Below are 14,029 nucleotides of genomic sequence, written 5' to 3'. Positions count from 1 at the left end.
GTCGCCAGAACCGCACACTATCGGAGTCTGGCGGCGAGTGCTTCGCGGTGCTGTGCGGGCGAACCGAACAATGATCGATTCAGGATGGCCCGCTTGAGATAGACGTGGATGCCGCTCTCCCACGTGTAGCCCATTCCGCCGTGGAGTTGCATCGCGTCACCGGCCACCTCGACGGCCATCGCACCGGTGAACGACTTGGCCATCGCAACGGCCACCGCGGCGTCCGGCCGATCGGCAGCCAGCGCACGAACGGCCGCGTCGACGAGCTTCTGTGCGACCGTCACCTGGACCAGCATGTCGGCACAGGCATGTTTCACGGCCTGGAACGAGCCGATCTTGCGCCCGAATTGTTCTCGTACCCCGACATATTCGACGGTGGTCGCCATTGCCGCTTCACTGAGCCCGAGGCTGTCGCAGGCCACTGCCAGCGCAGCCCGATCATGTAGGTTCCGCAACGCCTCCGGGCCACCGGATTTGAACTGCCACAACGATTCCGGCGACACCACGACGTCCGCCGCCGTCACGCGACCGAAACTGCGGGTCAGGTCGACAACCGGCTGTTCGACGATGGCCAGGCCGGCAACGTCGCGATCGAGTGCCACGACGACGATGACACCGGGTTCGTCCGGGTCGACTGCGGGAATCAGGAGCCGGTCGGCCACCGGCGCGTCCAGAACCAGGTCGGCCTCACCGCCTAGTTGCCAACCCGCCTCGGTGCGGGTGACCCGGAATGATGGTTGATCGACCTCGTCGAGATCACACTCGCCTTCGATCACCACGATCGGAACCACGCCGCCAGAGACGGTGTCGCGCAGCAATTGATCTCGGCCGGGGGCCGGCGCCAACAGCTCCAGCAGGCCCAGGCTCAGCGTTGCGACGGCCGGGTACGGGCCGGAGGCGACCGCCCGGCCGGCTTCTCGGAGTATGACGGCGACCTCCGCGAACGTCGCATCGGCCCCGTCGAATTCGTCGGCGGCCTCCAGCCCCAGCCATCCCGAACCGGTGACCAACTGCCAGTCGACCGGCGTGCCGACCTCGGCTTTGGCGAGTACATCGCGGGCCACTGCCCGCAGTTCCCGGTGCAGGTCGGAAAGATCGTGCAGTTCGGAGAGGTTATCGGTGGACATCAGGTTCCTGCCGGTTCTCGCGGCAGGCCCAGGCCCCGCTCGCCGATGATGTTTCGTTGTATCTCGCTGGTCCCACCCGGGATGGTCCATTCCCACGATCCGATGAAATCCAGGACCCAGGACCCCGATTCCCAACCACTCGACAGCGGTTTGCGCAGGTGGGTCTGTGCGGACAGCCCGGCGATCTCGGCACCGAAGTCGGTCAGTTCCTGCAGCAATTCGCTGTAGAACAGCTTCACGATCGAGGCGTCCGCGGGCCCGGGATCATCGTTGGTGGCGAAATCAGAACACAGCAGGCGCAATCCCTCGATCTTCGTCTCCAGCATCGCCAGCCGATCCGCCACGAGCGAATCATCCAGTGGCACGGACCCATTGCGGCGAGGCCGGGAGCACTCTTCGACCAACCACCGGAAACCGCCGTGTGCCAACCGTTCCGACAACTCCAACATCGTCATCCCGCGTTCGGCACCGAGCGTTTCCTGCGCGACCTGCCAGCCGGCGTTCTCCGGCCCGACGAGGTTCTCGGCGGGGATCACCACATCGTTGAGGAAGATCTCGCAGAAGTGCGATTCCCCGGTCGCCTGACGGATGGGCCGGACCTCGACGCCGGGCGTCTGCATGTCCAGCAAGAAGTAGGAGATGCCGCGGCGCTTCGGGGCGTCCGGGTCGGTGCGCGCCAACAGCAGGCACCAGTCGGAGTGCAACGCACCACTCGCCCAGAGTTTCTGGCCGTTGACGACGTACGCCTCACCCTGTTTGCGGGCAGATGTCTTGAGCGCGGCCATATCCGAGCCCGCACCGGGTTCGGAGAATCCCTGACACCAGATCTCACCATCGAGGATCGCCGGTAGGTGCCGCTGCCGCTGTTTCTCGGTACCCGCGGCGAGCAACGTGGAGGCCGCATGGTGAATGGAGACGAACGGCAAGACCAATCGTGGTGCGTCGTGGGCGGCGAGTTCCTGATAGAGCACCACCTGCTGCTCGACGGACATGCCACCACCCCACTGCGCCGGCCAGTGCGGCACGGCGTAGCCGGCCTCGTTCAACTCGGCGAACCACTCCTTCTGGAAGCGGACGAACGCCTCGTCCGACACACCGGTCTGTGCCGCCCGCCAGTTCGCGGGAATGTGCGCCACACACCAATCCCGGACCGTCGCCCGAAAGTCATCGATCTGAGAGTTCTCGGCCTGGAAGCCGCCGCGTTCTGCCGTCATCAGGTACGCGTCCGTTCGACCAGTGCCAGTAGGCGATTGCGGTGCTCCTCTGTCTGCATCGTGACGACCTCAGCGGCGAACCCGGCCTGCAGCGGCCCGGCCAGAGCCTGGCTCAAGTGCATGTTGACGATCCGTTTGGTGCTCTGCAACGCTTCTCGGGGTTGCGCGGCCAGGCGCTCCGCCAGTGCGCGGGCCGAACCGGCGAGTTCGTCGGGGGCGCAGACACGGGTGGCGAGACCGAGTTCGACCGCGGTGGCCGCCGGGATCCGATCACCGGTGTACAGGTACTCCCGCGACCTCAGGATCGGTGTGAGCAACGGCCAAAAGGCCGCTCCCCCATCACCTGCGGCCAGCCCCACTGCCACGTGTGGGTCGGCCAGATACGCCTTCTCCGAGATCAGCACCATGTCGCACAGCACCGCGATGCTGCATCCCAGACCCACCGCGGGACCGTTCACGGCAGCGATGATCGGCAACGGGAACCGCAGCATCTCGTCGATGATCTCGGCGCCCTCACGAATGCTCTCGTCGCGACCGACCGGATCGTCGAGAAACGAGGTGATCCAGGTGAGATCCCCGCCGGCACTGAACGCCCGGCCGGCGCCGGTCAGGATCACGACGGCGGCGTCACGGTCGGCGGCGATCTGCCGCCAGACGTTGGCCAGGGCCCAGTGCAGGTTCTTGTTCACCGCACCCAGGTCATCGGGCCGGTTGATGGTCACCGTGCGGATCGAACCTTCGCTCGTCACCGTCAGCTCGTCGGGCAGGTCGTACTTCACCAGTCCCCCAATGGTTTCACTGAACGGGTTTTCATTGAACAATCGCCACCGGCTCGGGCGCCGGGGCAATGGTGTTGCTGAACAGACCGGTCAGCCCTTTACGTCCCACACGGGTGGTCAGGGCCGCACCGGTGGCGGACAGGCCCAGCGGCAACCGCCGCAGCGGCAGGCTGTACCGCGAGAGCCACGAGAGTGTGGTCTCGTCGCAGAACCCGGTCGCGCCGTGCAGCTGATGAGCGATCCGGAACACGACATCGGCGGCGTCCACCGCGGCCAACCGCAGTGCCAGTGCATCGTCGACGGCCTCGTCCAGGCCCGCCTCGATGCTCCACAACGCGTACTTGGCCAGCACTTCCACACCGCTGCGCTCGACCTCGGCATCAGTGAGCTGGAACTGCACGCCTTGCAATTGGGCCAGCGGTCTGCCGAACTGTTCCCGCATGAGCACGTGCGCGCGGGTCAATTCGAGCGCCCGGTCGAGCATGCCCAGCAGCGTCCAGCAGGGCAGCACCAGTCCGAGAGCGAGATCCTTGTCGCCATCGGTGTCGATCGGGGTCAGCGCCAAGGGTGCGACAAAAGCCGATGTGCGGGGCGGTGCCGTCGCCGGCAGAACGGTGACGGAACTGCGAAGTCCACTGACTGCGACCGCAGACCACCGCAGGTCGATGTCGGCGATGGCGGCGGCCGGACCATGATCGGCGACCACCACCAACCCGTCGACATCGAGGTCGGTCGGCTTGGCGAGACGCTCGGCCACCGGATACGGGATACCCCAGTAGCCTGCGCTGCGACACAGCGCAGCCGCCGCCTCGAGTTCGTCGGCGTCGCCGCGCGGATCGAGTTCCCACGCACCGAGTCCCGTGAAGACCGATTCCAGTGCTCGTCCCCGGCCCGCCGGATCGACCTCTGCCTCTTCGAGAAGCCGGTCGCCACCGGCCGCCTCGAACGCCCGCAGTGCCGCAGCACCGTATTCGATGGCTTCAGGGCTCAAATCGATGTTCATGATGCCGCCAGAAGGTTGCGAGCGAGCAGGATCCGCTGCATCTCGATGCTGCCCGACGCGACTGTCGCAGCCTGCGAGTAGCTCCAGTGCGCCTGGACGTCCAGCCGGAATCGTTCCGCCTCGTCCCCGGTCAGGGGTGCGTAGGTGGCGAGTTCGGTCAGCACGTTGGCGCTGGACTGATCGAGTGTGGTCACCGCGATCCGGTACAGCGCGGCGTCCGCCGGCCGGACCCGCCCGTCGTTCTGCATCGAGACCACCCGGTACGCGAGCAGCCTGGCCCGACGACAGTGGACCAACATCCGGGCCCAGCGCGCGTGGAGTTCGGCGGGCAGGTCGTCCCACGCATCTCCGATCACCGCAGGCGCTTCCTGCAGCAGTCGCTCGCAGCGGGCGTACCGGGCGATGCCGACCCGTTCGAATGCGAGTACCTCCTGGACGACCTTCCATCCTTCGTCCACGGTTCCGAGGACCTGAGCCTGCGTGACCTTGAGGTCGTTGAAGAAGACCTCATTGAGGTGATGGGGACCCAGCATCGCGCGGATCGGCCGGACTTCGATCGCCGGATCGGACATCGGCACAAGGAAGACGGTCAGGCCGTGCTGTTTCCGCTCACCGGACGAGGTGCGGGCGAGTAGGAAGCACCATTGCGCCATCGTGGCGTACGACGTCCAGATCTTCTGACCTGAGATGCTCCACCCGTCGCCCTCACGTCGGGCCGCGGTGCGCAACGACGCCAGGTCGGAGCCGGATCCGGGCTCACTGAACCCCTGACACCAGATCACCTCACCGCGCGCGATCGGCGGCAGATGTAACTGCTGCTGCTCCGATGTCCCGTGCCGCATGATTGTCGGCCCCACCCAGTTCACGCCCATGTACTGGGCACCGCGCGGTTCGTGATGTGCCCACATCTCCTCGCGGACCACCGTCTGCTCCCAGACCGAGGCGCCCCGGCCACCGAACTCCTCGGGCCAGGCCATACAGAGCAGGTCACGATCGGCGAGGAAACGACAGAAGGCCTGCGCGGTTTCGAGATCGTCCGGGTCGTCGGTGAACGCACCCCGAAACTCTGCCGGAACATTTTCCTTGATCAGCCAGCGAAGGTCGTCGCGAAGCGCGCTCGCTGCCTCACCCAACGTGAAGTCCATGACTGCATGTTAGCTCTATCCTCATAAGGATTGGAATACTTGAATGGTAAGTCTCCACGGATTAGGCTGACGGGGTGAATATAAGGTGGCGAATGTGACATCTGCCCAGAGCCGCCGTGTTCCACAGCGCCGGATTGCCGAAACCGTTGCCGACGAGCTGCGGGACAACATCCTGGGCGACGACCACTATCGTCTCCCCACGCAGGAACAGCTGGTCAAGGATTTCGGGGTCAGCTACCCCTCGATCCGCGAAGCCCTGCGCATCCTGGAGACCGAAGGCCTGGTCACGGTCCGTCGTGGCAACGTCGGCGGCGCCGACGTCCACCGACCGGACGAGACGTCGGCCGCCTACCACCTGGGGCTCTCGCTCCAGGCCGGACGCGTCACCCTCAAGGACCTCGCCGACGGACTGCAGATGCTCGAGCCCATGTGCGCCGCGGAATGCGCCAAACGCGAGGACCGCCTCGAGGTCGTCGTCCCTGCGCTCACCAAGGCCATCGACGAATCTGTCGACCACCTGACCAACGGTGTCGAGTTCACCAACGCCGCGCGAGACTTCCACGACCTGGTGGTCGCCTTCACTCCCAACGCCACGATTCGTTACGCCGTCGGCAGTTACGTCGCACTCTGGTCGGCACAGGAAGAAGCCTGGGCTGAGGCCCGCACCAGGCACGGCGAGTACCCCTCGCAACTCGAAGCCGAAGGCGCAGTGCACGCCCACCGCCGCCTCGTCGAGGAGATCGCCGCCGGCCATGTCGAAGAGGCCGCCCGCTATGCCCGCGCTCACCTCGCGGCAACGCAGGCGCTCGTGCTCGAGCGTTATGGCGACCGGGTCGTCAACGCGTCGGCAGCCATGTCGCGCCAGACGATCCAGTCCAGTCGACGGTCCCGCATCTGAGCCTGCCCACGGATGGCCCACACTGTAAAGTTTTCAAAGAGCTTGCAGTACACAGCTTCAGCTGTGTTGCAGATGGAAACTTGCGGTTTGGTCAGGCTGCGGTGAGTTCGGTGGTCAGGGTGCGGCGGGCGTTGGATCTGATCGGGGTCCTGGTGGTGTCGTCCGGAGCGATGAACCACGGATGTCCGTCGCGGTTGATGAAGACCTCCCACCCGCGGTGGTGGATGTAGCGGTGATGTCGCCGGCACAGCAGGACCATGTTGATCAGGCTGGTGACGCCACCGTTACGCCAGAAGTCGATGTGGTGGGCATCCGTCCGGCCGGGAGGGCAGTCACAACCGGGGAACGCGCAGCCTCGGTCGCGGGCGATCAGCGCTTTGCGGATGGCCGGCGTCACCGTGCGTTGATCGCGGCCGACATCGAGGGGTACCGAATTGTTGTCGAGCAAGATCTTGGTGATGACCGAATCGCAGGCCACCATCTGCGCGGTTGATGCTGATGCGGGTCCGGTCCATTCAAATGCGGGTGCCAACGCGGGCGCCTTGGCGCCCGGGATGCCGCGTAGTTGCAGCGCCTGCAGGTGTTCCGGGGTCACCGTGACCACCACATGCGGTTTGGCGCCGCCACGCGTCGGACGATCTTCCTGATCGAGATACGAATCCAGCAGGCGTTCCAGAGCATCCGCACGGATCTGGGCATTCGATCGACGATCCGGTGAACCATCGGGTTCGGGTACCGGCTTCGACAACGGATCGAGCGCGACACGAAGTTTCTCGCCCAGCAGGTTGTCCAAGTCCAAGGTGCCGTGGCTGCGCCCGTCGTCCCCATTCCCGAGGGTGAACTCGTTGAGCTCGTGGTTCTCGGCGTCGGGGATCTCTTTGTCCGGCGGCGACAACACGATCGCCATCTGCCGCGCCCGCGCCGTCACCGCCGCCGGACTGGCCATCAACGCCTCGGTCAGTAAACCGCGCACACAGTCAGCGCGGTCCTCGCCGGACAGATCCGGGTTCCGACGCTCAATGTGGTTGAGCCCTTTGACGATTGAGTCCACATGCTCACCCGACAGTGCTCCGTCGACACCGTAGGCCGCCACTGATGGAATGTCACCGAGCATCTTGCTCACCCGTACGTAGCGATGGGCCGCCACCGGCGCGACCCCCTCCTTCTGGAGCAGTCCGGCGGTGGAACGCTCACCCGACTTCTGAGCCAACCCGCGCCGATCGATTTCCCCGACCAGTCGGAAAAGTATCTGTTCCACAACATGATTGAGTCGTATAACCGCCACCGTGCGAGCTGAAATCTCAGCATCATCCCCGGCGACCACAGCCGCATCCCCGGCCAGATCCGACAACCTGGCGAACATTCCCCCGAAGTCCATGGGATGAGTTTACGGCCCAAAACCGATTCGCACAAGCTTTCGAATGAACCGATATTGTTGCGCCGCAACATATTTCGCCATTCCGACATTCGGAGTCCAGTAGTATACAGAGAGGGTCTGACAGACTCCGGACCGCCGGCGGGACGCAGTCAGCCCTTGACCACCTCAGCAGATCGTTGACTTCACAGATCGACAACCGTTCCGAGATGCGCTCTGGGGTCTGCGGCAATTGAGCGGGAACACGTCGAGGTCAGAGTCTCCGATCCGGGTGATCTCATCTCCAGGTCATGGAGGGTCGCCGAGGACGATACCCTCACGGCGCGGGTCGGCTCCGCCGGACCAACCCCCATCTGTCCGCACCAACGCGCTCAGACCGCTCGACTGATCGGCGACGTCCACTTGATGTCCCAGCCGTCCCAGACCTTGAACCAGGGGGTCTGCGGCGCCGCCATTTACCGTGTCAATTCCTGGATGCTCGCCGCCGACATTGGTTTTCGGGGTGTTGGCGGCACCGAAGTTGACCATGGACACCGCCTGTTGCGGATCCATGTCCCAATCGATCAGACCGACCAGGGTTTTCACGACAAATTGGATGATCACCGATCCGCCTGGCGACCCGAGAACCATCTCGAGCTCGCCGCGCTGATCGCCTTGCGGCGCAGCGAAGACAAGCGTCGGCGCCATCGAACTGCGCGGTCGTTTGTTCGGCTCCACCCGATTGGCCAACGGAAGCCCCTGCGCATCAGCCGGTTCGGCCGAGAAGTCGGTGAGCTGATTGTTCAGGATGAAACCGTCCACCATGTGGAAGGACCCGAATGCCGACTCCACCGTGGTGGTCATCGACGCCGCGTCGCCGTTCTCGTCCACGACGGAGATGTGACTGGTGCCGTGTTCGACTCCGGCATACCAGCCCATGGGCCCGCCGGTGTCGAATACCCCGGCAGTGGCGGTACCCATCGAACGTGCCGGATCGATCAGCGCAGCACGCTCTTTGAGGTACACCGGATCAAGTAGTGCATCGGGTCCACCACCCGGCAGCGGCACGAAATCTGAATCGGCGACGTACTTGTCGCGATCGGCGTATGCCAGCCGCTCTGCTTCGGCAACCAGGTGTGCAGCTGTCACAGAAGGCACGCCACCGTTCGCATCGACTGCGGTCGGACCGTATTGGTCGAGGGGGAAGCTGGAGAGAATCCCGAGTGTGGACGCCACGGCCAGGCCGCCGGAGGACGGATTCGGCATTCCACAAACCTGGTTGTCCCGGTAATCGACACACAGGGGCTCCCGAACCTTCGACTCGTAGTTCGCGAGGTCCTCGAGCGTCATCAGCGACGGCGTCATACCGTTTTCGGTTGAGCGCGCCTTCGCAACAACCGATTCCGCGATGGGGCCGGTGTAGAACGCATCGGCGCCGTCGGAGGCGATTGCGCCCAACGTCTTGGCGTATGCGGGATTGGTCAGTACCGTTCCGGCAGCTTTGGCGGTGCCGTCGGGATTCAGGAAGTATGAGCGGGCAGCCGGGTCGGCCGCGAGTTCTGTGGTCGACGCCGCGATGGCCGCGGCCATCCGGGGACTGATCTCGAAACCGTTGTCGGCCAGCCGAGTTGTGGAACCGAACAGGCTGGACCAGTCAGAATTCCCTTGGTCTTCGTGGACGTCTTCAAGGAGTCGCAGCACGCCGGGAACTCCGATGGACCGGCCACTTTCACGGGTGCTGGGGAGGGGTTCACTTCGATTGACGTCGTCGATCCACCGCAGATAGTTCTCGTCTGCCGCGGCGGGCGCCACCTCCCGGCCATCGTAGGCCCGGACCGACGCGGTGTCGGCGTCGTAATACAAAGCGAACGCACCACCCCCGATGCCCGAGCTCTGTGGCTCGACCAGACCGAGCATCATCTGGGCGGCAACGAGCGCGTCGGCCGCACTGCCCCCATCGGCCAGGACCTCACATGCCGCCTCGGTGGCCAACGGATTCGCGGTGGCCGCAGCGAACGACTTGGTCTGCACCACAGACATGTCGGTTCGGTAGCCGGTGGCGACCTCCGGGTTCGTCGAGATGTCCGGCGCCGCAGTAACGCCCGATGCTGGAGAAGCGGCAGTCACAGTCGAATTCGCCGCCGACTCCGCCGGGATGGCGCAGACACCGCCGAACTCGGCGCCGTCGTTCGACGGCGCCGAGCAGGACACGGTCAGCAGAACGGCGAGCGTCCCTGCGGTGACGACGCCAACCCGACGGATCTGCATGTGGCCGGATCTATCGCCGGATCTTCTTCACGATCCACAACAGGATCACCGAGCCGAGGAGTGCGGTGAGGAAGGTGAAGAACCATCCGCCGCTTGCGGTGTCGAAGGCGAAACTCAGCAGGAAGCCGCCGAGGAAGGCGCCGATGACACCGACGACGATGTTCAGCAGGATGCCCATGTCTTTGTCGGTGCCCATGAACTTGCTGGCGATCCAGCCGGCGAGACCGCCGATGATGATGTAGCCGATGATTCCCACCGAGGTCGTGGTGGTGGATCGCTCGGCAAGAATCTCTACCGCTTGATACGTGGTGCTCACTGCATCTTCCTAACGTCGTTGTCGGAAACTGTCCGGCGTCTGCAACCGCCGACCTCAGTCTTGTCCCCCGGGAATGCCCATGTCCATGTACATCCCAAACCTCTGTCGTCCGATGCCCAACCGTTATGGCCCGTCGTCAGCTGCGCATCGCCACCAGATTGTCCACTGACCTGCGGACATCCGAATCGATGACCCTGGCAACAAGATTGCCGATCGGACCGTTCAACACCCCACCACTGATCGATGCGCCAAGGTCGAAGACCGAACCGTCGCCGTCCGGAGTCACTTTCAGTTCGATGTCGATGTGAATGCCACCACGCCCTCGCCCGGACAGTTCGAGGAGTTGGGGCTTCTCGTACCGCGTCACCGTCCAGTGGATCGTGTTGCGAAAACCCTTCACCTTGATCAGTGACGAGACCTTCGTGCCCAACTCGACCTCGTTCGGCAGTGGGCTCTTCCAGCCTGCGAAAATCGTCATCCATTCATCGAAACGACTCAGGTCGGACGCCATCACCCACGCGTCCTCCGGTGGCAGATCCGACCGCACCGATACATCCACACCAGCCATGCAAATATCCTTCCATCAGTTTTCGCCCCCCCCACGGGAGTCCGGATCAGAAGAGCTGCGGCAACACCAGAACCATGACGATGGTCCACGCGATGTGCGTGAAGATCGGTGCCATCACACCCCCGGTTGCCCGACGTTCGAATGCACACACCAGGCCCAGCAGGATCGCCGCGAAACCCAGCATCGGGTTACCGCTGGCCAGCGTGGCCGCCACATAGATGATCGTCGAGAAGATCACCGGCGCATGACCTTTGAGCGCGGAGTAGACCGAGCCCCGGAAGAACATCTCCTCGGCGATGCCGTTGACGATTGCCGTTGACAGAGCCAGCACCACACCGCCGGTGTCGGCGTGTTCGAGCACGTCGGCGATGAAGTCACGCAGCGGTGGGATCTCCCGCGCGACAAAGCCGCCGATGACGAAGATCGCGCCCAGGACAAGTCCCACGGCGGCCCCGATCGCCGCTGCTCGCACGGGACCACCTCGTGGTGGCGGGAATGCTCCCAAGGGCAACGGCCCGGCCAGCAGCGCACCGATCGCCCACACCGCGGCGAGCGCGAATGTCATGGGATAGAACGCCGAATCAACCGAGTCGATCGACAGCGAGATACCCAGGAACACGCTGCCCACCACCAGGACCACACCGACGACGATGCGTCGCCGCAGCACCGTCCACCGCGATTCCGGTGGTTCTCCGGAATCGTCCTGGATCGTCCCGATCAGGAACTCGAGCTTCTCGGGCAACGCGATCACTGTGTGCGCCACAACTTGTGGAGGCCGGTGGTGGCGGCCAGCGCCCCCACCACCGAGCGCGCCGGCGTCACGACCCGGTCCCGAATGCCCCGTTTCACACGCATCAGATCTCCGCCGGCCCAGGAAGGATCGGTGTCTGCGAGGTGGTGGACATCGGCCAACTCGTTCACCGGCCTGGGCATCGGGCTCTCGACCGAACACCGCACTGCTTCCCGAATGGTCACGAGGCCTCCTGGCGGGTCGGGGACGTGATCTCTGATCGTGCGCTCGGACGCCACCATCGGATGGTCCAGCGACCGCACCAGGTCCGAGGCGAGCCCGCTCGGCACCGGGACCACGAACCCGCTGAGGAAGCCGGCGAGCCGAACATCGACGCTCGGCAACACCACTCCCAACCGTGGCATCCGGATCGCGCGGAGATAGGTGAACAGCAACGAACTATACGACGAGGACTCTGGGCCGGCGATGTCGTAGTGCCCCGGCGGCAGCTCGTCCGATGAGGCCGCCACGAGGTAGTAGATGGTGTCGCGCACCGAGATCGGATCCATCGGGTTGTCGATCCACGACGGCAGGGGGATCACCGCCAGACGATCGGACATGTACCGGACCATCTCGAACGACGTCGATCCGGCACCGATCACGACTGCTGCACGTAGCCAGACAACTTCGGGACCACCGTCGATGTGCAGAGCGCGACCGACCTCGGCCCGGCTCTCCAGGTGCTCCGAGAGGTCGTCGCCCTCGGGTACGAACCCGCCCAGATAGACGATGCGCCCGACCTGGTGGTCCCGTGCCGCCGCTGCCACGTTCTGCGCTGCGGCCTCATCGTTCCGGCGGAAATTCTTCTGGCCGATGCCGTGGACCAGGTAGTACACGACGTCGATCGAACCTGCCGCGGCCAGTCCGGCACGCACCGACTCCGGATCCATGGCGTCCAGTTCCACCGCGCGGACCTCATCGAACCATCCGAACTGCTTCAGCCAGCCGTGGTCCCGTGATGCGGTGACCACGTCGTGGCCGGCGGCGAGCAACGCCGTGACCAGTCGGGCGCCGATATAGCCCGTCGCTCCGAGTACAAGTATTCGCATGTCATCGCCGTCCGTTGGATCCGTGCGTCCACACTTTCGGTGAGCGCAGCCGACCCGCCCCGGTTCTGGAGCAGCTGTCGCTGTACGTCAGACATGCATATCACCGTCGCCTCAGATGCGCAGTGATGCGGCGCACTGCACCCGCAAACGTTCCAGGCACCGACCGCGCTGGGCGTTCGGTGCCTGGAATGAAGGTGGTGCGTACGCGAAGGGTCAGGCCGCCGCGAGTGCCTTTGCCTTGAGGTGTTGGAACTCGTCTTCGGTGATCGTGCCGTTGTCCAGCAGCGCCTTCGCGGCCGCGATCTGATCTGCGGGCCCGGCGGTTCCGGCCGTCTGCTTGATGTAGGCCTCGGCCTGCTTCTGCGCGTCGAGCTGGGCTTCACGCGCACGCTCGGCCATTCCGCGGCCGCGAGCGATGAGGTAGACGAAGAGGGTTATGTAGGGCAACAGGACCAGGAAGAAAATCCAGACCGCCTTGACCCACCCGGACGTCTTGTGGTCACGGAAAAGATCTATCAGAACGTTGAAAAGAATCATCAAATACGCGATGAAAGCGAAGATCACCAACGTGTACCAGATGAAGTCCCAGAATGAATCCCACATAGCCGCGTGCTCCTTACTCGGCAGATCGCCGGGTATCGGCGACCATTGGATCATTGCACGTCATGTGCCCAAATCGGGGCAATCCTGGGAAGGAATTCGTGCCTTGTGCGAAATCCGCGGAACCATTGGTGAAGGTATTTCAAAAAATCGGTCATCGAGTGGTTGATCTGCCACCATCGACAGGAATCACCGCGCCGGTGAGATATGAACCGGCCCGGCTCGTCAGATAAACAACGGCGCCGACCATGTCGTCGGGACGGCCGATACGGCCCAGTGGTGTACTCGACTCGATCTCGTCGCGTCGTTCTTCCAGCATCGCCCGCATCATGCGGGACTCGAATGGCCCTGGCGCGATGGCATTTACGGTGATGTTCGCCGAACTCAGATGTCCTGCCAGGTGCCGGGTCAGCTGGTGGACACCGGCCTTGGCCGCCGAGTACGAATACGACGGCGTCTGCGGCACCCGGATCCCGTCGATGCTGCCGATCATGATCACCCTTGACGGCTGCTCAGCGGTCGCTGCCCTCTCCAGCGCCGGTAGCAGTGCTTGCGTCAACAGAAACGGCGCCCGGACATTGAGTCCGAGGACCTTGTCGAATGCCGACGACGGGAACTCCTCGATGGGCGCACCCCAGGTGGCACCGGCGTTGTTCACCAGGATGTCGAGTGAGTCGGTCTGAGCCAGGACGTTCTGCGCGAGGTCGGTGCAACCTTGCGGCGTCGACAGGTCTGCTTCGATCGCGGTCAGCCCTGCCTCCGACGCCTTCTCGAGCGCGTCGGCTTTGCGGCCGGCGATGATGACCCGGACCCCGCGCTCATGGAGGCCGCGGGCGATCATCGCGCCGATCCCGCTGGTACCCCCGGTGACCAGGGCCGTTTTTCCGCTGACGTCGAACAGATCGTAGGCCATGCTCC

At 64.4% G+C, this 14,029-nt stretch carries 14 protein-coding genes; 1 reads left to right on the top strand and 13 read right to left on the bottom strand.

The annotated features are described in order from the left end of the window. Window positions 1–17: 17 nt before the first annotated feature. Genes AC51GT_RS14800 through AC51GT_RS14780 form a run of 5 tightly spaced genes read right to left on the bottom strand, consistent with a single transcriptional unit; the run spans window position 18 to window position 5,268 of the window. The gene (locus AC51GT_RS14800) at window positions 18–1,127 is read right to left on the bottom strand and encodes an acyl-CoA dehydrogenase family protein (RefSeq protein ID WP_496329251.1); all 1,110 of its coding nucleotides are present in this window, start codon (window positions 1,125–1,127) and stop codon (window positions 18–20) included. Next, entirely contained in the window at window positions 1,127–2,341 is a 1,215-nt protein-coding gene (locus AC51GT_RS14795) for an acyl-CoA dehydrogenase family protein (RefSeq protein WP_496329250.1), read from the bottom strand. The genes AC51GT_RS14800 and AC51GT_RS14795 overlap by 1 nt, the downstream gene beginning before the upstream one ends. Further along, a complete protein-coding gene (locus AC51GT_RS14790) occupies window positions 2,341–3,120 on the bottom strand; it encodes an enoyl-CoA hydratase/isomerase family protein (protein WP_496329249.1) in 780 nt (259 codons plus the stop codon). Before AC51GT_RS14790 ends, AC51GT_RS14795 begins: the two co-directional genes overlap by 1 nt. Window positions 3,121–3,151: 31 nt before the next feature. Next, a complete protein-coding gene (locus AC51GT_RS14785; protein WP_496329248.1) occupies window positions 3,152–4,123 on the bottom strand; it encodes an acyl-CoA dehydrogenase family protein in 972 nt (323 codons plus the stop codon). Then, entirely contained in the window at window positions 4,120–5,268 is a 1,149-nt protein-coding gene (locus AC51GT_RS14780; RefSeq protein ID WP_496329247.1) for an acyl-CoA dehydrogenase family protein, read from the bottom strand. The genes AC51GT_RS14785 and AC51GT_RS14780 overlap by 4 nt, the downstream gene beginning before the upstream one ends. A 94-nt stretch (window positions 5,269–5,362) precedes the next feature. Here AC51GT_RS14780 and AC51GT_RS14775 point away from each other — a divergent pair, with 94 nt between their 5' ends. Then, the gene (locus AC51GT_RS14775) at window positions 5,363–6,166 is read left to right on the top strand and encodes a FadR/GntR family transcriptional regulator (RefSeq protein WP_496322760.1); all 804 of its coding nucleotides are present in this window, start codon (window positions 5,363–5,365) and stop codon (window positions 6,164–6,166) included. 91 nt (window positions 6,167–6,257) lie between these two features. On the opposite strand, the gene AC51GT_RS14770 is transcribed toward AC51GT_RS14775, so the two are convergent. From AC51GT_RS14770 to AC51GT_RS14735, 8 genes are all read right to left on the bottom strand, one after another. Then, window positions 6,258–7,544, bottom strand: a complete 1,287-nt coding sequence (locus tag AC51GT_RS14770) for an HNH endonuclease signature motif containing protein (RefSeq protein ID WP_496329246.1) — start codon at window positions 7,542–7,544, stop codon at window positions 6,258–6,260. A gap of 285 nt (window positions 7,545–7,829) precedes the next feature. Beyond that, window positions 7,830–9,788 (bottom strand): gamma-glutamyltransferase family protein, encoded by a 1,959-nt coding sequence (locus AC51GT_RS14765; protein WP_496329245.1) that lies wholly within the window; start codon window positions 9,786–9,788, stop codon window positions 7,830–7,832. 10 nt (window positions 9,789–9,798) lie between these two features. Further along, the gene (locus AC51GT_RS14760; RefSeq protein WP_496322757.1) at window positions 9,799–10,104 is read right to left on the bottom strand and encodes a GlsB/YeaQ/YmgE family stress response membrane protein; all 306 of its coding nucleotides are present in this window, start codon (window positions 10,102–10,104) and stop codon (window positions 9,799–9,801) included. A gap of 136 nt (window positions 10,105–10,240) precedes the next feature. Beyond that, window positions 10,241–10,672, bottom strand: coding sequence for a type II toxin-antitoxin system Rv0910 family toxin (locus AC51GT_RS14755; RefSeq protein WP_496322756.1), 432 nt, complete (start codon window positions 10,670–10,672; stop codon window positions 10,241–10,243). Window positions 10,673–10,718: 46 nt separating this feature from the next. Further along, entirely contained in the window at window positions 10,719–11,423 is a 705-nt protein-coding gene (locus AC51GT_RS14750; protein WP_496329244.1) for a CPBP family intramembrane glutamic endopeptidase, read from the bottom strand. Continuing rightward, window positions 11,420–12,511, bottom strand: coding sequence for an NAD(P)H-binding protein (locus tag AC51GT_RS14745; RefSeq protein WP_496329243.1), 1,092 nt, complete (start codon window positions 12,509–12,511; stop codon window positions 11,420–11,422). The genes AC51GT_RS14750 and AC51GT_RS14745 overlap by 4 nt, the downstream gene beginning before the upstream one ends. Window positions 12,512–12,724: 213 nt before the next feature. Then, window positions 12,725–13,114, bottom strand: a complete 390-nt coding sequence (locus AC51GT_RS14740; protein WP_496322753.1) for an SHOCT domain-containing protein — start codon at window positions 13,112–13,114, stop codon at window positions 12,725–12,727. Window positions 13,115–13,265: 151 nt separating this feature from the next. Beyond that, window positions 13,266–14,024, bottom strand: a complete 759-nt coding sequence (locus AC51GT_RS14735; protein ID WP_496329242.1) for an SDR family oxidoreductase — start codon at window positions 14,022–14,024, stop codon at window positions 13,266–13,268. Between the last annotated feature and the right edge of the window lie 5 nt (window positions 14,025–14,029).

Source organism: Williamsia sp. z34, assembly GCF_059553395.1.
The sequence above is the reverse complement of the archived record's forward strand: the minus strand, read 5'-3'. Positions and strand labels throughout refer to the sequence as shown.

Bases quoted from the DNA above. Each gene is read 5' to 3' on its own strand.
- AC51GT_RS14765 (WP_496329245.1), bottom strand. From the start codon at position 9,788: ATGCAGATCCGTCGGGTTGGCGTCGTCACCGCAGGGACGCTCGCCGTT.
- AC51GT_RS14785 (WP_496329248.1), bottom strand. From the start codon at position 4,123: ATGAACATCGATTTGAGCCCTGAAGCCATCGAATACGGTGCTGCGGCA.
- AC51GT_RS14780 (WP_496329247.1), bottom strand. From the start codon at position 5,268: ATGGACTTCACGTTGGGTGAGGCAGCGAGCGCGCTTCGCGACGACCTT.
- AC51GT_RS14745 (WP_496329243.1), bottom strand. From the start codon at position 12,511: ATGCGAATACTTGTACTCGGAGCGACGGGCTATATCGGCGCCCGACTG.
- AC51GT_RS14795 (WP_496329250.1), bottom strand. From the start codon at position 2,341: ATGACGGCAGAACGCGGCGGCTTCCAGGCCGAGAACTCTCAGATCGAT.
- AC51GT_RS14800 (WP_496329251.1), bottom strand. From the start codon at position 1,127: ATGTCCACCGATAACCTCTCCGAACTGCACGATCTTTCCGACCTGCAC.
- AC51GT_RS14735 (WP_496329242.1), bottom strand. From the start codon at position 14,024: ATGGCCTACGATCTGTTCGACGTCAGCGGAAAAACGGCCCTGGTCACC.
- AC51GT_RS14755 (WP_496322756.1), bottom strand. From the start codon at position 10,672: ATGGCTGGTGTGGATGTATCGGTGCGGTCGGATCTGCCACCGGAGGAC.
- AC51GT_RS14770 (WP_496329246.1), bottom strand. From the start codon at position 7,544: ATGGACTTCGGGGGAATGTTCGCCAGGTTGTCGGATCTGGCCGGGGAT.
- AC51GT_RS14740 (WP_496322753.1), bottom strand. From the start codon at position 13,114: ATGTGGGATTCATTCTGGGACTTCATCTGGTACACGTTGGTGATCTTC.